Consider the following 19,498-nt stretch of genomic DNA (forward strand, 5'->3'; position numbering starts at 1 on the left):
GGTCACAGCGCGGACCGCCGCGGTCCCCGGCCCACGCGGGCGGTACCGTCGTCCCCATGAACGCCGCCGCACCCTCGCGCACCTTCGGCTCGGTGTCGGTCGCCATGGTGACCCCCTTCCACGCCGACGGCACGGTCGACGTGCCCACCGCGCAGCAGCTGGCCGTCGACCTCGTCGACGCCGGCTGCGACAGCCTCGTCGTCAACGGCACGACCGGGGAGTCCTCGACCACCCACCAGCCCGAGAAGGACGCGCTCGTGCGCGGCGTCGTCGAGGCCGTGGGGGAGCGAGCCATGGTCATCGCCGGCGCCGGGTCCAACGACACCGCCCACGCCGTGCGCATCGCCAAGAGCGCCGAGCGCACCGGCGCCCACGGGCTGCTCGTCGTCACCCCGTACTACAACCGGCCCTCCCAGGAGGGTGTCCACACCCACATCCGCACCATCGCGGACGCGACGGGTCTGCCGGTCATGCTCTACGACATCCCCGGGCGGACCGGCGTCGCGATCGGCGACGAGATCCTCGACCGGCTCGCCGAGCACCCCCGCATCCTCGCGGTCAAGGACGCGACCGGGGACGTGCCGCACGGCTTCGAGCGCATGGCCCGCACCGGCCTGGAATACTACTCCGGTGACGACGGACTGAACTTCGCCTGGCTCGCGCACGGCGCCTCCGGCGTCGTCAGCGTCGTCGGGCACCTCGCGGCCGGCGCGTACGCCGAGATGGTTGCCGAGGTCGACGACGGCGACCTCGTCGCCGCCCGCGCCGTCGCGAACCGCACCCGGGGCCTGGTCAATGCCATCATGGGAGGTGGCCAGGGCGCCGTCATGGTCAAGGAGGCACTTCACCTCCAGGGCCGACTGCCCAGCCCGGCCGTGCGGCTGCCGCTCGTGCGCGCCGCGGAGAACGAGATCGTGGCACTGGAACAGGTGCTGCGCCAGGAAGGACTTCTGTGAGCCACACCCACCCCGACCTCACGCCGCCCGGGCCGCTCGCGGCCGGTGCGCTGCGTATCGTCGCCCTCGGCGGCCTGGGCGAGGTCGGCCGCAACATGGCCGTCCTCGAGTACGAGGGCCGCCTGCTCATCATCGACTGCGGCGTGCTCTTCCCCGAGGACCACCAGCCCGGCGTCGACCTCATCCTCCCGGACTTCGACTACATCGCCGACCGCATGGGCGACGTCGAGGCGATCGTCCTCACCCACGGGCACGAGGACCACATCGGCGCCGTGCCCTACCTCCTGCGCCTGCGCCAGGACATCCCGCTCATCGGCTCCCGGCTCACCCTCGCGTTCATCGAGGCCAAGCTCAAGGAGCACCGCATCACCCCCCGCACCCGCGCGGTGAAGGAGGGGCAGGTCGAGCGCTTCGGGCCCTTCGAGACCGAGTTCGTCGCCGTCAACCACTCCATCCCCGACGCGCTGGCCGTCATGGTGCGCACCGGTGCGGGCAACGTCCTTCACACCGGTGACTTCAAGATGGACCAGCTGCCGCTGGACGGCCGGATCACCGACCTGCGCGCCTTCGCCCGCCTCGGCGAGGAGGGTGTGGACCTGTTCATGACCGACTCGACCAACGCCGAGGTCCCCGGCTTCACCACGGCCGAGGCGGAGATCGGCCCGGTCCTGGACGCCGTCTTCGCCGACGCCACCCAGAAGATCGTCGTCGCCTCCTTCGCCTCGCACGTGCACCGGGTGCAGCAGGTGCTCGACGCCGCCTACGCCCACCGCCGCAAGGTCGCCTTCGTCGGGCGCTCGATGGTGCGCAACATGAAGATCGCCTCCGACCTCGGCTACCTCCACGTCCCGGAGGACACCGTCGTCGACGTCAAGCAGGTCGACGACCTGCGCGACGACGAGCTCGTCCTCATGGCGACCGGCTCCCAGGGCGAGCCGATGGCGGCGCTGAGCCGCATCGCCAACCGTGACCACCGCGTCTCGGTCGGGCCCGGGGACACGGTGATCTTCGCCTCCTCCCTCATCCCCGGCAACGAGAACTCGGTCTACCGAGTCATCAACGGGCTCACCCGTCTGGGCGCGAAGGTCGTCCACCAGGCCAACGCCCGGGTGCACGTCTCCGGCCACGCCAGCGCCGGTGAGCTCCTCTACTGCTACAACATCGTCAAGCCGCGCAACGTCATGCCGGTGCACGGGGAGATCCGCCACCTCGTGGCCAACGGGGCGCTCGCCGTCAAGACCGGCGTGCCCGCCGAGCGGGTCGTGCTCGCCGAGGACGGCGTCGTCGTCGACCTCATCGACGGGAAGGCCCGCATCGTCGGTGCCGTCCCGAGCCGTTACGTCTACGTCGACGGCTCGTCCGTCGGGGAGATCACCGAGGCCGAGCTCAAGGACCGCCGGATCCTCGGCGAGGAGGGCTTCATCTCGATCTTCGCCGCCGTGGACTCCGCGACCGGCGCCGTCGTCGCCGGCCCGCACATCCAGGCCCGCGGCATGGCCGAGGACGAGTCGGTCTTCGACGGCATCCTGCCCAAGCTCGCCGAGGAGCTCACCAGCGCGGCACGCGGCGGGGCGACCGACACGCGCCAGCTGCAGCAGGTGATGCGCCGGGTGGTGGGCCGCTGGGCGTCCAGCAGGCTGCGTCGCCGTCCGATGATCATCCCGGTCGTCGTCGAGGCGTAGGGGGCCGGGGCCACAAAACGGGCCCGCGCCCGCGTGTCCACCGGGCGCTCGGCAGGTCGGGTGTGGTTCAGTGGACCCGCAGGTGCGTCTGTGACGCACCGCTTGGAGGACACACATGGCGACCCGTACGACTTCCCCCGCACGGTCCGCCCGGCCCGCCAGGCCGAGCGCGAGCTCGGCCACGCGCTCCGGTGGACGGTCGAGCCGCGCCCCCAGCCCGTCACGGCCTCCGTGGCCGGTTCGGGCGGTGCGCGGGCTGTGGTTGGGGATCGCCCACGTCATCGGAGGGACGCTGCGTCGTATGGGAAGTGGTGCCCGCGGGCTTGACCCGGCACTCCGCAAGGACGGGGTGGCCCTGCTGCTCCTCGCGCTCGCGATCGTCGTCGCGGCGCGTGAGTGGTTCGGCCTGTCCGGCGCCGCCGGGACCGTCGTCCACGCCGCCACCGCGGGGAGCGTCGGTGTGCTCGCCGTCCTGCTCCCCGTGCCCCTCGTCGTGCTCGCCGTGCGCCTCATGCGCCACCCCGAGCGGGGCCACGACAACGGCCGGGTGAGCATCGGCGTCGCGATCGCCGTCGTCGCCGTCACCGGCATCATCCACATCGCCAAGGGCGTGCCGAGCGCCACGCAGGAGTTCGCGGCCGTGCAGGACGCCGGCGGCGTCGTCGGCTGGCTCGTGGGCACCCCGCTCACCGTGCTGCTCAGCGAGTGGGTCGCCATCCCGGTGCTCGTGCTGCTCGCCTTCTTCTCCCTCCTCATCATCACCGCCACCCCGGTAGCCGCGATCCCCCGCAAGCTGCGGGCTCTCACCGGCCGCAAGGAGCACGACGACGACGTCGCCCCCTCCCAGCAGGAGGAGGAGGTCGTCGCCGCCCGCCCGCCCAGGCCGCGCCGTCGTCGGGCACCCAAGGCCGAGACGGAGGTCGTCCCCGGGGAGTACGCGGCCGACGAGCCGTACGCGTCTGCCGCCGAGATCGCCGCCGCGGCGGAGGAGACGACCGTCCTGCCTGAGCAGGGACGCAAGCGCGGCCCGCGCCGGAAGGCCGCGGCTCCTGAGCCGGAGGAGGCGCCCGAGGAGGAGCTCCTCGCCCCGCCGACCGAGCCGCTGCCCGCCCGCGCGGAGCAGCTCGAGCTCGCGCCGGACATCGTCTACCAGCTGCCGACCGACGACGTCCTGGTCAAGGGCGCCCCGCACAAGGTGCGCTCGGCCGCCAACGACCGTGTCGTCGAGGCGCTGAGCAACGTGCTCGAGCAGTTCGAGATCAACGCCAAGGTCACCGGCTTCTCCCGCGGCCCGACGGTCACCCGCTACGAGGTGGAGCTCGGGTCCGGCACGAAGGTCGAGCGGGTCACGGCGCTGAGCAAGAACATCGCCTACGCGGTCGCCAGTGCCGACGTCCGCATCCTCTCCCCGATCCCGGGCAAGTCGGCGATCGGCATCGAGATCCCCAACGCGGACCGGGAGACCGTCTCCCTGGGTGACGTCCTGCGGTCCTCCGTCGCCCGCCGCAGCGAGCACCCCCTCGTCATCGGCGTGGGCAAGGACGTCGAGGGCGGCTACGTCGTCGCGAACCTCGCCAAGATGCCGCACCTGCTCGTCGCCGGCGCGACCGGCGCCGGTAAGTCGAGCTTCGTCAACTCGATGATCACCTCGATCATGATGCGCGCGACCCCGGAAGAGGTGCGCATGGTGCTCGTCGACCCCAAGCGGGTGGAGCTGACGATCTACGAGGGCATCCCGCACCTCATCACCCCGATCATCACGAACCCCAAGAAGGCCGCCGAGGCGCTGGAGTGGGTCGTGCGGGAGATGGACGCACGCTACGACGACCTCGCCGCCTTCGGCTACAAGCACATCGACGACTTCAACGCCGGCGTGCGCGCCGGCAAGGTCAAGCCGCTGCCCGGCAGCGAGCGCAAGATCTCGACCTACCCCTACCTCCTCGTCGTCGTCGACGAGCTCGCCGACCTCATGATGGTCGCCCCGCGCGACGTCGAGGCCTCGGTGCAGCGCATCACCCAGCTCGCCCGCGCCGCCGGTATCCACCTCGTGCTCGCCACGCAGCGCCCGAGCGTCGACGTCGTCACCGGACTCATCAAGGCCAACGTGCCGTCCCGGCTCGCCTTCGCGACATCGTCGGTCACCGACTCCCGCGTCGTGCTCGACCAGCCCGGCGCCGAGAAGCTCATCGGCCAGGGTGACGCGCTGTTCCTGCCGATGGGCGCGCCCAAGCCGATGCGTGTCCAGGGTGCCTGGGTCACGGAGTCGGAGATCCACGCTGTCGTCGAGCACGTCAAGACCCAGCTGCAGCCGAGCTACCGCGAGGACGTCGTCGTCGCGGCCGCGAAGAAGCAGGTGGACGAGGACATCGGCGACGACCTCGACCTCCTGCTCCAGGCGGCCGAGCTCATCGTCAGCTCCCAGTTCGGCTCGACGTCGATGCTCCAGCGCAAGCTGCGGGTCGGCTTCGCCAAGGCCGGTCGGCTCATGGACCTCCTCGAGTCGCGGGAGATCGTCGGCCCGTCCGAGGGCTCCAAGGCGCGTGACGTGCTCGTCCAGCCGGACGACCTGCCCGGCACGTTGGCGATGCTCCGTGGGGAGACGCCGGCACCGTCGGGGGAGGACGTCCCCTACGACGTCGCCGCCGAGGTGGACGCCACGACGGTGCTGCCCATGGGGGACGCGGAGGTCGTCGAGGACTACTACGACGACGACGCACCCTCCGACGAGGACGCCTGGAACCTCACCACCCGCTGACCCAGTCGCCACTCCTCTCGCGCCGAGCCAGCCCTCTCGCGCCGAACGCTGAGTTGTTACCGCTCGCCCTCGCCAAGGTTCGCGATGCGCCGGGTCGACACTGCGCTGTCAGGTAACAAGTCAGCGCTCGGCGACAGGGGGTGTGTCGGGGCGGGACCAGCGAGTCAGTCGGTGGGACGGGGGATGACCTTCGGCGGGGGGCCGGTCGGCTCGGGGGGCTCGGTGCGCTCGGAGGCGACGTCGCCGACGATGTCGAGGACCTGCTGGTAGCGGCTGGTGATCTGCTGCTCGGAGAGGGCCAGGCCATCCGGGCGCTCTCCTGCGACGAGGTCGGACAGGACGTGCAGCCGCTGGTCGCCGACGCGGTCGACCGTGACCGCCGTCCACTCCACCGACTCCACCCGGGCCGGCTCACCGTCGGGCTTGACGACGTGTGCGAGGGCGAGCAGGCCGGTGGCCGTCTGCGGCACGCAGCACAGCTCGTCCTGGTTGGAGATGAAGTTGCCCAGCCCGTAGGCCACCCACATTCCCTGGCCGTCGGGTCCACCCGGCAGCCGGTCGATGGGCTGGGGGACGTGCGCGTGGTGACCGAGGAGGAGATCGACCTGGCCCGAGTCGGCGAGGGTCTCGGCGAGGCTCGCCTGGTCAGGGTGCACCGCCCCGCTGTACTCGCTGCAGCAGTGGATGCTCGCGACGACGAGGTCCGCCCCGTCCTCCCGCGCCTCCGTCGCCATCCGCACGAGCCGGTCGGCGTCGATGAGCTCCACCGCCCACGGGCTGTCCGCGGGCACCGGGATGCCGTTGGTGCCGTAGGTCGCGCCGAGCTGCGCCACCCGGATGGTCTGCCCCTCGCGCTCCAGCTCGTACCACTGCGCGCTGTCCGCCTCCGCCTGGCTGCGGGCAGTGCCCACGTGACCCAGGCCCGCGTCGTCGAACACGTCGAGGGTGTGGGTGAGGCCGTCCAGCCCGCGGTCGAGGCTGTGGTTGGTGCCGGTCGAGCAGCCGTCCCAGCCGAGGCGGACGAGGTCCGCGGCCAGCTCCTCGGGGGCGCCGAACATCGGGTACCCGCTCGGCTCGGTGCCCGACGGCGCGATGGGGACCTCCGCGTTGCACAGCGAGAGGTCCGCTCCGCGGGTGTACTCCGCGGTCGCCTCGAGCATGGGGACGAAGTCGTAGCCGTCGCCGGTCCGCGCCGTCTCGATGACCGTCGTGTGGGGCAGCACGTCGCCGCCGCCGAGGATGGTGAAGCGCGCGTCGGGACGCGGCTCGGGCGTCGGGCTCGGCGTCTGCACCGGTGTGGCGGTCTGTCCACTGGTCGCCGTCGCCGTCGCCGTCGGGGACGGAGCGGCGGTCGGGCGCTCCTGCCAGGGCCGCCAGAGCGCGACGGCGGCGAGGAGGGTCACGAGGAGGACGACGCCGAGCGCCGCCCAGGGCGCGGTCCGTGGGCGGGCGGGGAGGGCGTGGCGTCCCATGGCGCCGAGAGTACTGCGCGGTGGCGGGTACCTCGTCCCGGTGGCCCGTACCCTGGACCCCATGTCGACGGAGAGCTCCCCGCACGTCCCGCTGTGGAACCTGGCGAACGTGCTGACGATGGTGCGCGTGGCACTCGTGCCCGTCTTCGCCGTCCTCATGCTCGGCGACTCCACCGCCTCGCGGGTCGCAGCCACCGTCGTCTTCCTCGCCGCCGCGGCCACCGACAAGCTGGACGGTCACATCGCCCGCAGCCGCGGGCTGGTGACGAACTTCGGCAAGATCGCCGACCCGATCGCCGACAAGGCCCTCGTCATCGCGGCGCTCCTGCTGCTGTGGGCCGAGGGGACCATCCCGTGGTGGGTGCCTGTCGTCATCATCGTCCGCGAGCTCGGCATCACCGCGCTGCGCTTCGCCATGGTGCGCCGCGCCGTCATGGCCGCCTCCAACGGTGGCAAGCTCAAGACCGTCCTGCAGATCGTCTTCATCACCGCCTACCTCATCCCGTGGGAGTCCCTGCTGCCGCGGGCGGCGGCCGACGTCCTGCTCGTGTGCGCGTGGTGGGTCATGCTCATTGCCGTCGTCGTCACGGTGGTCACGGGCCTGGACTACGTCGTGCGGGCCGTGCGGATCGCCCAGACGCCGGCCGTCGAGCGCCGGTGACCGCCGCCGCCGTCGTCGAGCGGCTGCGACGCGCGGGTCTCACCGTGGCGACGGGGGAGTCGCTCACCGGTGGGCTCGTCAGCGCTGCGCTCGTCGACGTCCCGGGCGCGTCGCTGGCGGTCCTCGGCGGGGTGGTCACCTACGCGACGAGCCTCAAGGCGCAGGTCCTCGGTGTCGAGCAAGCGGTCCTGGACGACGGCGGGCCGGTCCAGGCGGAGGTCGCCCGGCAGCTCGCCCTGGGTGCTGCCCGACTCCTCGGCGCGGACTGCGGGATCGGCACCACGGGCGTGGCCGGGCCCGGCCCGTCCGACGGCGCCGCCGCGGGCACCGTGTTCGTCGCCGCCAGCCTCGCGGGCACCGTCCGGGCGCGTCGCCTCGCTGTCGCAGGCACCCGGCCGCTCGTGCGCCGCGCGGCCGTCGGCGCCGGGCTCGCCGTCCTCCTCGGGCTGCTGGAGGACCGGGAACAAACTGCGGGGGGTGCCCGTTGACCACAGTGATGACGACGAACAGTGCTCCGGGCCGCACCGCGGTGCGACCGACACGCCGCCCTGTGGGACGGCGACCCACCCGACCCGCGCCCTCGCCCGCGTCAGGGTACGGTAAGACGACTTTCGGCGAGCGACAGGAGGTGGCCCCGGTGATCGTCCTACGACGTGAGATCGGTGATGTTCTCCGGACGGTGCGTCAGCACCAGGGCCGGACGCTGCGTGAGGTCTCCTCCGCGGCTCGTGTCTCCCTCGGCTACCTCAGCGAGGTGGAACGCGGGCAGAAGGAGGCGTCCTCCGAGCTGCTCGCCTCCATCTGTACTGCTCTCAACATCCCGATGTCCTTCGTCCTGCGCAAGGTCAGTGACCGCATCGCAGTCGCCGAGGGCGTCCACGTCCCCGACACCGTGCCCGAGGAGCTCGTCTCCTCCCTCCGTGAGGAGCTCGCCGGCGTCGCCTGACACGCCCGCAGCCTCACCCACGCCCCCGCCGGTTCTCGAACCGCCGGGGGCGTGGTCGTTCGCGGCTACGCGGGCTGGCAGTGCGGGCAGTAGAACCCGGGCCGCTCCTTGCCCGGCGGGCCGACCTGGAGCTCGGCGATCGGCGTGCCGCAGCGTCGGCACGGGCGTCCGCGCCGGCCATGGACGTGCTTGCCCCGCCCGGGTCCGGTCTCCCCTGTGGCCGTGGGCAGCGGGGAGTCGGCCGAGCGCAGCATGAGGTGACGCGCCGTGGCACACACCGGCTCGGTGACCTCCCGCGCGGGCCGCAGCGGGTGGACGCGGTGGGCCCAGAGGGACTCGGCGAGGTAGAGGGTTCCGATGCCGGCGACGACGGTCTGGTCGAGCAGGACGGCGCCGATGGGGCGATCGCCCTGGGCCCGGACCCGCTCGCCGCACTCCTCGAGGTCGACGTCGTCGGCGAGGAGGTCGGGTCCCAGGTGCCCGACGACGAGGTGCTCGTCGCGGGTGCGGACGAGGTCGACCATGCCGAGCAGTCGTCCGATGCACGTCCACCGCTCGGTGCCGAGCACGGCCCGCACCCGGTGGGCACGGTCGGCGCCGCGCTCCTCACCGGCGCGGGTGATCCACCAGCTGCCGTCCATGCGCAGGTGGGTGTGCAAGGTGCGGCCGTCGTCGAGGCGGGTGAGCAGGTGCTTGCCCACCGGGTGGTTGCCGAGGACGACGGCGCCCGCGAGGTCGGTGTCGCCCAGCCGTCCCCAGCGCAGCTCGCCGCGGACGAGCCGCTGTCCCGCCAACGCGGCATCCATCCGGCGGGCCACACGTAGGACGATGTCACCCTCGGGCACGGGTGGCTCCCTCCGCCGCCCGGCGTGTCGGCCCGTCCTCCCGCAGTCGCAGCCCGCGCGGGGTGGCGAAGAAGCCGGCGGCCTCGAGGGCCTCACGCGCCGGTCCGCCGGCGCCGAGCGCCGGCTCGCCGTCCACGCGTTGCAGGGTGACGCGGCCGAGCGTCCCGCGCTCCGCCGTGGCGGCGAGCTCCTGCGCCGCAGCGGTCAGCCGGGCGGCGTCGGTGGTGAAAGAGAGCAGCGTGCGGCCGCCCCGCTCGACGTACAGGCACAGCTCCCCGCCGACGAGGACGACGACGGCCCCCGCCGCCCGGCGGGGGCGCGCGCCCTCGGTGACCGCACCGGGCCAGGGCAGAGCGGCGCCGTAGGGGTTGGCCGGGTCCGTCGCGGCGAGGAGGAGGGCGGTGGCATCCTCGCGCCGGACGGCGTCGCGCAGGAGGTCGACGCACTCGGGCAGGGCGAACTGCGCGGCTCCGAGCCCCTCGACAAGGTAGCCGCGACGGACCTTGCCGGCGTCCTCGAGCCGGGTGAGGACGGGGTAGGCGGTGCCGAAGCCACCGGGGAGGTCCTCGAGGCCGGCGGCGCCGCGGGTGAGGACACCGTGACGCTCGAGGAGGGCGGCCACCTGCGCCAGGACCGCCGTGGCGGTGTCCCCGTCGCGCGGCACCAGTGACCAGCGCCCGGCCGCCGCAGGGGGCTGCGGGTTGCCCGGACGGGTGCCGGCCGCCGCCATGAGCGAGCGACGGCGGGACAGCGCACCGCCCGCCCGCGGCGGCCGCCGTGCCGAGTGGTGGGCCGGACGGCCACCGGAGAGCCGCGCGCGCACGGGGCCGAGGGAGTCGTTGGTGACGTGCCCGCCCCACGCGAGCTCCCACAGCGCGTCGAGCACCCGCTCGGTGCTCACGAGGATGTCCTCCACCCGGCACGCGGCGAGGAGGTCGCGGAAGAACTGCCCACCCCCGGCCAGCGCCTCGAGGATGGCCCGCTGGAGCGGGTCGTCGGCGACCTCCTGCGGCGGGGGCAGGAGCTCGGGGCTGTCGGCGGGGGCGAGGACGAGGTAGCCGTCCACGCCCGGCAGCGCGCCGGCGCCGCACCACACGGCCTCACCGGCGGTGGTGAGCTCGTCGAGCAGGGCGGTGCGGTACCCGCTCACACGGGCGGGCAGGACGAGGGACTCCAGGGCCGAGGCGGGCACCCGGGCACCGGCGAGCTGGTCGACGACCGAGCTCAGCGCCGCCGTGCCGGAGCCGGCCCTGCCCACCTGCTGCCACCGCGGCAGGAAGGCGCCCAGCGTGGCCGCGGGCACGGCCTCGACCTCGCTGCGGAGCACGGCCAGGCTGCGCCGGCGCACCCGTCGCAGGACCTCGGAGTCGCAGTACTCGTCGGCCGACTCCGAGCCGGGGCGCAGCCGCCCGGTGACGAGCGCGGCCGCCGCGGTGAGCCGCCGCAGCACCGGCGCCAGCGCCGCGGTGCCCAGGCCCAGGTACGCGGCGGCCTCGTCGGCCCGGAAGGGGCCGTGGGTACGGGCGTAGCGGCGCACGAGGTCACCGAGCGGGTCGGCCACCGGCTCGAGGACCTCCTCGGGGAGCCCGACGGGCAGGGCGACACCGAGGGCGTCACGCAGCCGGCCGGCGTCCTCGAGCACCGCCCAGCGGGTGCCGCCGGCGACGGTGACCCGGATGACGCGCCGTGCCGCCTCCAGCTCCTCGAGCCAGCCCTCGGCCGCGGTGGGCGGGTCACAGCGGGTGGCGAGCTCCGCCGTCGTCACGGGCCCCAGGCGGCGGACGAGGTCGGCGACCGCCTCGACGTCCTGCGCGGGGTAGCGGCGCAGGGCGACCTCGGCCTCGATCTCGGCCAGGGCGGTGGCGTCGAGGAGGTCGGCAAGCTCGGTGGCGCCCGGACCGATGAGCTCGGCGAGGAGGCGCGGGTCCAGGGTGAGGGCGGCAGCGCGGCGCTCGGCCGCGGGGGCGTCGCCGTCGTAGAGGAACTGGCCGACGTAGCCCATGAGGAGGCTGCGCGCGAACGGCGACGGCGTGGGCGTGGCGACCTCGACCACGCGCAGCTCGCGGCGGGCAACCTGCCCCATGAGCTCGGCGAGGGCGGGGGTGTCGAAGTCGTCCTGGAGGCACTCGCGGACGGCCTCGAGGACGATGGGGAAGTCGGGGTGGTCGACGGCCACACCGAGGAGCTGCGCCGCCCGGTGCCGTTGCTGCCACAGCGGCTGGCGGCGGTCGGGACGGCGGCGCGGCAGCAGCAGCGCCCGTGCGGCGGCCTCACGGAAGCGTGAGGCGAAGTGCGCGGAGCCGGCCAGCGCGTCGACGACCTGCCCGGTGAGCTCGTCGGGGTCGAGGAGGAGGTCCTCGGCGCTGACGGGCAGCTCACCGCCCTCGGAACCGATGTCGGGCAGCCGCATGACGATGCCGTCGTCCGCGGGCATTGCGGCGACGTCCATGCCGAGCTGCTCACGCAGCCGGGCGGCCAGGACCAGGGCCCACGGCGTGTGGACCCGGGAGCCGAAGGGGGAGTGGATGACCAGCCGCCAGTCTCCGAGCTCGTCGCGGAAGCGCTCGAGCACGATCGTGCGGTCGTCGCTGAGGTGCGCGTGCTCGCGCTGCTCGTGGAGGTAGCCGAGGAGGTTGTCCCGGGCCCACTCGTCCAGCCCGTGCTCCGCGAGGCGCTCGTGGGCCCGCTCGAGCGGCAGGGCCGCAGTGGTGCGGACGAAGGCGCCCAGCGCCCGGCCGAGCTCGACGGGGCGGCCGGGGGAGTCGCCCTTCCAGAAGGGCAGGCGTCCGGGCTGCCCCGGTGCCGGGGAGACGAGAACGCGGTCGGGGGTGATGTCCTCGATGCGCCACGTGCTCGAGCCGAGGGTGAAGGTGTCCCCCACCCGTGACTCGAAGACCATCTCCTCGTCGAGCTCGCCCACCCGGCGCCCGCCGCGCCCGGCGGAGGTGACGCCGTCGCCGCCGTCGGCGCTCACGGAGGCGGCGAGGAAGACGCCGTAGAGGCCGCGGTCGGGGATGGTGCCGCCGCTCGTCGTCGCCAGGCGGACCGCGCCGGGCCGCGCGGAGAGGGTGCCGGCGGCGCGGTCCCACACGAGACGGGGGCGCAGCTCGGCGAAGTCCTCGCTGGGGTAGCGGCCGGAGAGCATGTCGAGGACGGCGTGGAGGGAGGCGTCACCCAGGGACTCGAAGGGGGCGCTGCGCCGGATGAGCACGGCGAGCTCGTCCACCGACCAGTCCTCGACGGCGAGCATCGCGACGATCTGCTGGGCGAGGACGTCGAGCGGGTTGGCCACCACCTGGAGCGACTCGATGGCCCCCTCCTGCGCGCGCACGGAGGTGACGGAGGCGGCGAGGAGGTCCCCGCGGTGGGTGGGCAGGACGACCCCGCGGGACAGCGCCCCGACCTGGTGACCGGCGCGTCCGATGCGCTGCAGCGCCGAGGCGACCGACGGCGGGGACCCGACCTGGACGACGAGGTCGACGGCGCCCATGTCGATGCCCAGCTCCAGGGTGGAGGTGGCGATGACCGCCGGCAGGGTTCCCGACTTGAGCGCCGACTCGATCCGGGTCCGCTCCTCGCGGCTCATCGAGCCGTGGTGGGCGCGGGCGAGCTCGCCGTCGGCGGCCGGTGAGGCGGTCCCGGACTGGCCGGGCACCTGGGCCGCCCAGCCCGAGCCGGGCGAGGACGACGACGGCGGTGGGGCAGCGGCGTCGTCGGCGGGTCGGTTGCGCTCGGCCCAGACCTCGTTGACCCGCGCCGCGAGCCGCTCGGCGCCGCGGCGGGAGTTGGCGAAGACGATGGTCGAGCGGTGGGAGGCGATGAGGTCGACGAGCCGCTCCTCCACGTGCGGCCAGATGGAGGCGCGGTGCTGGGTGGGCAGCCGGCCCGCGGCGCTGCCGGACAGGTCCTCCCCGGACGCGGACTCGCGGCCGGGGGCCTCGGGCAGGTCCGAGAGGTCCGGCACGGGGACGACGACGTCGACCTGGAGCTCCTTGGCGATGTCCGGGCGCACGACGCGCACGGGGCGCCCGCCCTCCTCCGGGGTGCGCGTGCCGCCGAGGAAGCGGGCGACGGCCTCGACGGGACGGACCGTGGCCGAGAGACCGACCCGCTGGGCGGGGCGGGGGAGCAGGGCGTCGAGCCGCTCGAGGGAGACGGCCAGGTGCGCGCCGCGCTTGGTGCCGGCGACGGCGTGGACCTCGTCGAGGATGACCGTCTCCACCCCGCGCAGCCCCTCACGGGCGGCGGAGGTGAGGACGAGGTAGAGGGACTCGGGGGTGGTGATGAGGATGTCGGGCGGCCGGGTGGCCAGGGCGCGCCGCTCGGCGGGCGGGGTGTCACCGGTGCGGACGCCGACCGTCACGTCCCGGACCGGTGTGCCCACAGCGGCCGCCGCCCGCGTGATGCCGACGAGCGGGGAGCGGAGGTTGCGCTCGACGTCCGCGGCCAGCGCCTTGAGCGGGGAGACGTACAGGACCCGAGCACGCCGCTCGGGCGCCGGGTCCTCGCCGGTGAGCAGCCGATCCACCGACCAGAGGAAGGCGGACAGCGTCTTGCCGGACCCGGTGGGCGCGACGACGAGGGCGTGGTCCCCGGCTCGCACCGCCTCCCACGCGCCCGTCTGCGCGGCGGTGGGCGCGGCGAACGCTCCGGCGAACCACGCGCGCGTGGGAGCGGAGAACCCTGCCAGCGCGTCGTCCACCATGCCGTCATTGTGCAGGGCAGGTGTGACATGCACGCGTTGGTGCCGCAGCGGGAGCGGTGGGCGCCGCGGGCGTGGCACGCTGGTGCGGTGAAGCACTCGGAGTTCCGGCAGGCGCTGGAGGAGACCTTCGGCCCGGCCTACGGTCGCACCCTGGCCACCGAGCTCGTCCTCGTGCCGCTGGGCAACCGCACGCCGGAGCAGGCGCTCGCGGACGGGGTGGCGCCGCGCGAGGTGTGGGACGCGGTGTGCGTGGAGATGGAGCTGGACGAGCGCGTGCGGTGGCGCCACCGCGGCACCCTGGACCCCCGGCGCCGCTGAATATCTGCGCGCGTGTCGGAGGGCGGTCGAACGTCCGTTCGGTTTACGCTTGTCCCCAGGGAAGGACGAGCCGCGGAACTCCACAGCCGGTGGGGCCCACGTCCCGGATGTCAGTGGTCGGACATAGCCTCCCCACAGGTAGCCGTCCGGAGAGGGCGGGCCCTGACAGACCAGCCCCGTCCCGCACGGCCGCGCCCCGCCGGCCACGACACAAGGAGACCCACATGGCCGCTCCCGTAGCAGACCGCAGCAAGGCCCTGGAGGCCGCGCTCAGCCAGATCGACCGCCAGTTCGGCAAGGGCTCGATCATGCGGCTGGGGGACGACACCCGTCCGCCCGTCGCCGTCATCCCCACCGGGTCGGTGGCCCTGGACGTCGCCCTCGGCATCGGCGGGCTGCCCCGCGGCCGCGTCGTCGAGATCTACGGCCCGGAGTCCTCGGGCAAGACGACCGTCGCGCTCCACGCCGTGGCCAACGCGCAGAGGGCCGGCGGGATCGCCGCGTTCATCGACGCCGAGCACGCGCTGGACCCCGAGTACGCGAAGAAGCTCGGCGTCGACACCGACGCCCTCCTCGTCTCCCAGCCGGACACCGGTGAGCAGGCGCTGGAGATCATGGACATGCTCATCAGGTCCGGCGCGCTGGACATCGTCGTCATCGACTCCGTCGCGGCGCTCGTGCCCAAGGCCGAGATCGAGGGCGAGATGGGTGACTCCCACGTCGGCCTCCAGGCCCGCCTCATGTCCCAAGCGCTGCGCAAGATCACCGGTGCGCTGTCCGCCTCGGGCACCACGGCGATCTTCATCAACCAGCTGCGCGAGAAGATCGGCGTGTTCTTCGGCTCCCCGGAGACCACCACCGGTGGCAAGGCGCTGAAGTTCTACGCCTCCATCCGCATCGACGTCCGCCGGATCGAGACCCTCAAGGAGGGCACCGTCCCGGTGGGCAACCGCACGCGGGCCAAGATCGTCAAGAACAAGATGGCCCCGCCCTTCAAGCAGGCGGAGTTCGACATCGTCTACGGCCAGGGCATCTCGCGCGAGGGCGGCCTCATCGACCTCGGTGTCGAGCACGGCATCGTGCGCAAGTCCGGCGCCTGGTTCACCTACGAGGGCGACCAGCTCGGCCAGGGCAAGGAGAACTCCCGCCGGTTCCTCAAGGACAACCCCGAGCTCGCCGAGGAGATCGAGAAGAAGATCCTCGACAAGCTCGGTATCGGGGTCAAGGCGGAGGACACCGACGCCGAGGCGAAGGTCGACTTCTGAGCCTCTCGTCCCGTCCCGGTGGTCGGAGGCCCGCGCAGGAGCCTCCGACCACGGGCGCTGCCGCCGAGGACGTCGAACCTCCCGGTGAGGAGGTCGCCCGTGCGATCCTCCTGCGCCAGCTCGCGGCCGCACCACGCAGCCGCGCACAGCTGGCGGAGAAGCTCGCCGCGAAGGACGTCCCCGGCGAGATCGCCGAGCAGCTCCTCGACCGCTTCGAGGAGGTCGGCCTCGTCGACGACGCCGCCTACGCCGAGATGCTCGTGCGCACCCGCCACGGGGAGCGCGGCCTGGCCCGGCGGGCGCTGGCCCACGAGCTGCGGCTCAAGGGCGTGAGCCCCGAGGTCGCCGAGCAAGCCCTCGAGCAGATCGACGACGAGGACGAGCTCACGGCCGCGCGGGACCTCGCCCTCCGCAAGGCTCGCGCGAGCCGCGGCCTGGACCACGACAAGCGCCGCCGCCGGCTCGCGGGGATGCTCGCCCGCAAGGGCTACTCACCCGGTGTGGCGATGCGCGCCGTCGACGAGGCACTCGCCGCCGACGGCGAGGAAACGGACGGCGACCCCCTCGACGCGCTGTAGGAACCCCAGGTCGGCACCGCGTGCCGGGCGGGGGCGGCTCAGCGCACCGCCACCCTGGACCCCGGCTTCACGACCTTCTGCCCCCGCTGGCGCAGACGCCTCTCGACGACGATCGCCACCCGGGTGAGCGTGAAGTTCAGGGTGAGGTAGATCGCCAGCGTCGCGACGAAGAACGGCAGCCGGCTCTCGTTGCCGAAGAAGTTGTAGTTGAGCTGGGACGCCCGGAGCAGCTCGTGGTAGGCGATGATGAAGCCGATCGACGTGTCCTTGAGCAGCACCACCAGCTGGGCGATGAGGCTCGGCAGCATGACCCGCACCGCCTGCGGGAGCATGATGATGAAGAAGTTCTGGAACCACGACAGGCCGATCGCCAGGCCTGCCTCTGCCTGGCCCTTGGCGAGGGAGGACAGTCCGGCGCGGAGGATCTCGGCGACGATGGCGGCGTTGTAGATCACCAGCCCGAACACCACCGAGGCGAACGGGCTGAAGCCGAAGACGAAGTACCCGAACATCATGAGGACGAGAACCGGCAGCCCGCGGAAGAGCTCGATGAGGCCGGTGGCGGGGGTGCGGACCGCCCGGCGCGGCGTGGTGCGGAGGATGACGAGGACGAGCGCGAGCACACCGGCCAACGGCATGGCGAGCGCTGCCGCCTTGAGCGTGCCCTGGACGAGCCCACCCCACAGCAGCGAGTCCCACCACACGTTCTGGACGGACTGGCCGCGCGGCGGATCGACGAGCACGAGCCAGCGGTCGTTGAAGATGTCGTTGCGGTACATCGCGTACAGGCCCCAGGCGAGGACCGCGGCGATGACGAGCCCGGCGAGGGCGGAGAGCAGGCGCTGGCGCCGGCGGGTGACCGGGCCGGGGGCGTCGTACAGGACGGTGCTGACGTCACTCATCGTGCGAATGCCACCTTTCGCTCGACCCGGTTGGCAAGGGTGCCGGCAGGCACCGTGATGAGCAGGTAGAAGACCGCGATACCGCTGAACACCCACAGTGCGCTGCCGGGGTTCGCCAGGGACACCGTGCGGGCGGCGGACACGAGCTCCGGCGAGGCGAAGCCCGCGGCGATCGAGGTGTTCTTCACCATGGCGATGAGGACGTTGATGAGCGGCGGCACGACGGTGCGCAGCGCCTGCGGCAGCACGACGAGCTGCAGCGACTGGCCGCCGGTGAGGCCGATGGCCCGGGCGGCCTCAGCCTGCCCGATCCCCACGCTGTTGATGCCCGAGCGGACGGCCTCGCACACGAAGGCCGAGGTGTACACGGAGAGGGCGACGATCGCCTGGGTACGCCCGATCGGGATGAGGATGTCCATTGTCAGCAGCACGCCGGCGACGAAGATGAAGATCAGGGTCAGCGGTGTGTTGCGCATGACCTCGACCCACACGGTGGACACCCAGCGCAGCGTCGAGAGGGGGGACACGCGCATCGCGGCGAGCAGGACTCCCGCCACCAGCGAGATGACACCGCTGACCGCGGCGATGTACAGGGTGGTGAGGAAGCCGTTCCAGAAAGCCGGCAGGTTGTCGAGGACGACGTTCATCAAGGTTCCCGATCAGCGTGGGTGCGGTCCGGGGCGCCGCAGCGCCCCGGACCGCGGGAGTGTGTCGGCTCAGTACCGGTCGACCGCCGGCGGCTCGGGCGTGTCGAGCACCGCGCCGGCGGTGTTCTCCCAGGCCTCCGCCCAGCGGCCGTCCTCGTAGGCGGCCTCGAGGGTGTCGTTGACGAAGGTCCGGAAGTCGTCGTCGTCCTTGGCCAGGCCGATGCCGTAGGGCTCCTCGGTGAACTGGTCGCCGACGAGCTTGAAGTCGTCGGGCTGCTCGTTGACGTAGCCGGCGAGGATGACGTTGTCGGTGGTGACCGCGTCCACCTGGCCGCTGCTCAGCGGGTCGAGGCAGTCGGTGTAGGCGCCGTAGGTGACGAGCTCGGCGTCGGGGTAGTTGTCGCGGATGTTCTGCGCCGGCGTCGAGCCGTCCGCCGAGCACACGGTCTTGCCGGCGAGGTCGTCCGGGCCGTTGATGTCGGTGTTGTCCGCCGTCACCATGAGCGACTGGCCGGCGACGTAGTACGGGCCGGCGAAGTCGATGAGCTCCTTGCGCTCGTCGTTGATCGTGTAGGTCGCCACGACGAGGTCGACCGACCCGTTCTGGATGAGCGTCTCGCGCTGGGCGGACTGCGCCTCGACGAACTCCGCCTCCACGCCGAGCTCGTCGGCGATGAGCTGGCCGATCTCGACGTCGAAGCCGACGGGGACGCCGTCGGGGCCCTGGAGGCCGAAGAGCGGCTGGTCGAACTTCGTGCCGATCGTGATCGTCCCCTCCTCGACGATCCGCGCCATGGTGCTGCCCTCGGGGAAGTCGGCCGGGTCGGCGCTCTCGCCGTTCCCGTTCCCGCCGTCGTCTCCGCAGGCAGTCAGCGCCAGCAGCGCTGCGGCTGCGATCGCGATCACTCGGGTCTTCTGCATGCTGTTCTCCTTCGAAGTGCGGACAGTGCGGAGGGTCAGTGGGTGAGGATCTTGCCCAGGAAGTCCTTGGCACGCTCCGTCTCGGCGTGGGTGAAGAACTCCTCGGGGGTCTTCTCCTCGACGATCTCGCCCGCGTCCATGAAGACGACGCGGTCGCCGGCCTTGCGGGCGAAGCCCATCTCGTGGGTGACGACGACCATCGTCATGCCGTCCCGCGCGAGGGAGGTCATGACGTCGAGGACCTCGTTGATCATCTCGGGGTCCAGGGCCGAGGTCGGCTCGTCGAAGAGCATGACCTTGGGCTGCATGGCCAGCGACCGGGCAATCGCCACGCGCTGCTGCTGGCCGCCCGAGAGCTGGGCGGGGAGCTTGCCCGCCTGGTTGGCGACCCCCACCCGCTCGAGGAGGTCCATCGCGAGGTCCTTGGCCTCCTTCGTCCTCAGGCCCTTGACCTTGATCGGCCCGAGGGTGACGTTGTCGAGGACCGTCTTGTGCGCGAAGAGGTTGAAGGACTGGAAGACCATCCCGACGTCGGCGCGCAGCCGGGCCAGCGCCTTGCCCTCCTCGGGCAGCGGGGTGCCGTCGACGACGATCTCGCCGGAGCTGATCGTCTCCAGGCGGTTGACCGTGCGGCACAGCGTGGACTTGCCCGATCCCGAGGGGCCGATGACGACGACCACCTCGCCGCGGTGGACGGTGAGGTCGATGTCCTTGAGCACGTGGAGCTCGCCGAAGTACTTGTTGACCCCGCGCATCTCGACAAGCGGCTCGGTGGTCGGAGGCGGCATGGAGTCCGTGCCCGGCTGAGTCATAGTGGCAAACCTAACCACACTTGTGATGACGGT

General features: G+C 72.7%; 16 protein-coding genes. 9 read left to right on the forward strand and 7 right to left on the reverse strand.

Annotated elements, in window-relative coordinates; translation table 11 throughout:
• The first annotated feature begins 56 nt into the window (after positions 1-56).
• From dapA to M3148_RS12460, 3 genes are all read left to right on the forward strand, one after another.
• Complete coding sequence (dapA, locus tag M3148_RS12450; RefSeq protein ID WP_251305026.1) at positions 57-956, forward strand: 4-hydroxy-tetrahydrodipicolinate synthase; 900 nt, start codon at positions 57-59, stop codon at positions 954-956.
• Positions 953-2,638, forward strand: a complete 1,686-nt coding sequence (locus M3148_RS12455) for a ribonuclease J (RefSeq protein WP_251305027.1) — start codon at positions 953-955, stop codon at positions 2,636-2,638. The genes dapA and M3148_RS12455 overlap by 4 nt, the downstream gene beginning before the upstream one ends.
• Positions 2,639-2,753: 115 nt before the next feature.
• Positions 2,754-5,393 (forward strand): DNA translocase FtsK, encoded by a 2,640-nt coding sequence (locus M3148_RS12460; protein ID WP_251305028.1) that lies wholly within the window; start codon positions 2,754-2,756, stop codon positions 5,391-5,393.
• Positions 5,394-5,557: 164 nt separating this feature from the next.
• Here M3148_RS12460 and M3148_RS12465 read toward each other — a convergent pair whose 3' ends face one another.
• On the reverse strand, positions 5,558-6,865 hold the full coding sequence (locus tag M3148_RS12465) for a CapA family protein (RefSeq protein WP_251305029.1): 1,308 nt from the start codon (positions 6,863-6,865) through the stop codon (positions 5,558-5,560).
• 61 nt (positions 6,866-6,926) lie between these two features.
• On the opposite strand from M3148_RS12465, the gene pgsA reads away from it, so the two are divergent.
• The 3 genes from pgsA (at position 6,927) to M3148_RS12480 (ending at position 8,472) form a co-directional block, all read left to right on the forward strand.
• Positions 6,927-7,526, forward strand: coding sequence for a CDP-diacylglycerol--glycerol-3-phosphate 3-phosphatidyltransferase (gene pgsA, locus M3148_RS12470; RefSeq protein WP_251305030.1), 600 nt, complete (start codon positions 6,927-6,929; stop codon positions 7,524-7,526).
• On the forward strand, positions 7,523-8,014 hold the full coding sequence (locus M3148_RS12475; RefSeq protein WP_251305031.1) for a CinA family protein: 492 nt from the start codon (positions 7,523-7,525) through the stop codon (positions 8,012-8,014). Before pgsA ends, M3148_RS12475 begins: the two co-directional genes overlap by 4 nt.
• 149 nt (positions 8,015-8,163) lie before the next feature.
• Positions 8,164-8,472, forward strand: a complete 309-nt coding sequence (locus M3148_RS12480; protein WP_110852306.1) for a helix-turn-helix domain-containing protein — start codon at positions 8,164-8,166, stop codon at positions 8,470-8,472.
• 65 nt (positions 8,473-8,537) lie between these two features.
• On the opposite strand, the gene M3148_RS12485 is transcribed toward M3148_RS12480, so the two are convergent.
• Together M3148_RS12485 and M3148_RS12490 are read right to left on the reverse strand one after the other, a co-directional pair.
• On the reverse strand, positions 8,538-9,317 hold the full coding sequence (locus M3148_RS12485; RefSeq protein ID WP_251305032.1) for a DNA-formamidopyrimidine glycosylase family protein: 780 nt from the start codon (positions 9,315-9,317) through the stop codon (positions 8,538-8,540).
• A complete protein-coding gene (locus M3148_RS12490) occupies positions 9,304-14,022 on the reverse strand; it encodes a DEAD/DEAH box helicase (RefSeq protein WP_251305033.1) in 4,719 nt (1,572 codons plus the stop codon). Before M3148_RS12490 ends, M3148_RS12485 begins: the two co-directional genes overlap by 14 nt.
• 87 nt (positions 14,023-14,109) lie before the next feature.
• On the opposite strand from M3148_RS12490, the gene M3148_RS12495 reads away from it, so the two are divergent.
• The 3 genes from M3148_RS12495 (at position 14,110) to M3148_RS12505 (ending at position 16,183) form a co-directional block, all read left to right on the forward strand.
• Positions 14,110-14,340, forward strand: coding sequence for a DUF3046 domain-containing protein (locus M3148_RS12495; RefSeq protein ID WP_251305034.1), 231 nt, complete (start codon positions 14,110-14,112; stop codon positions 14,338-14,340).
• A gap of 224 nt (positions 14,341-14,564) precedes the next feature.
• Complete coding sequence (recA, locus tag M3148_RS12500; protein ID WP_251305035.1) at positions 14,565-15,605, forward strand: recombinase RecA; 1,041 nt, start codon at positions 14,565-14,567, stop codon at positions 15,603-15,605.
• Between the two features lie 104 nt (positions 15,606-15,709).
• Complete coding sequence (locus M3148_RS12505; protein WP_440136949.1) at positions 15,710-16,183, forward strand: regulatory protein RecX; 474 nt, start codon at positions 15,710-15,712, stop codon at positions 16,181-16,183.
• A 38-nt stretch (positions 16,184-16,221) separates the two neighbouring features.
• Here the strand turns inward: M3148_RS12505 and M3148_RS12510 are convergent, their stop codons facing one another.
• The 4 genes from M3148_RS12510 to M3148_RS12525 form a co-directional block, all read right to left on the reverse strand.
• Positions 16,222-17,085: an amino acid ABC transporter permease gene (locus M3148_RS12510; protein WP_251305036.1), complete on the reverse strand. Its 864-nt coding sequence runs from the start codon at positions 17,083-17,085 to the stop codon at positions 16,222-16,224.
• Complete coding sequence (locus M3148_RS12515; protein ID WP_251305037.1) at positions 17,082-17,732, reverse strand: amino acid ABC transporter permease; 651 nt, start codon at positions 17,730-17,732, stop codon at positions 17,082-17,084. Before M3148_RS12515 ends, M3148_RS12510 begins: the two co-directional genes overlap by 4 nt.
• Positions 17,733-17,801: 69 nt before the next feature.
• Complete coding sequence (locus tag M3148_RS12520; protein ID WP_251305038.1) at positions 17,802-18,653, reverse strand: glutamate ABC transporter substrate-binding protein; 852 nt, start codon at positions 18,651-18,653, stop codon at positions 17,802-17,804.
• 35 nt (positions 18,654-18,688) lie between these two features.
• Entirely contained in the window at positions 18,689-19,441 is a 753-nt protein-coding gene (locus M3148_RS12525; protein WP_251305118.1) for an amino acid ABC transporter ATP-binding protein, read from the reverse strand.
• Positions 19,442-19,498: the final 57 nt, after the last annotated feature.

Source organism: Georgenia satyanarayanai (genome assembly GCF_023715365.1).
In the GTDB taxonomy this organism is placed as follows: Bacteria; Actinomycetota; Actinomycetes; order Actinomycetales; family Actinomycetaceae; genus Oceanitalea; species Oceanitalea satyanarayanai_B.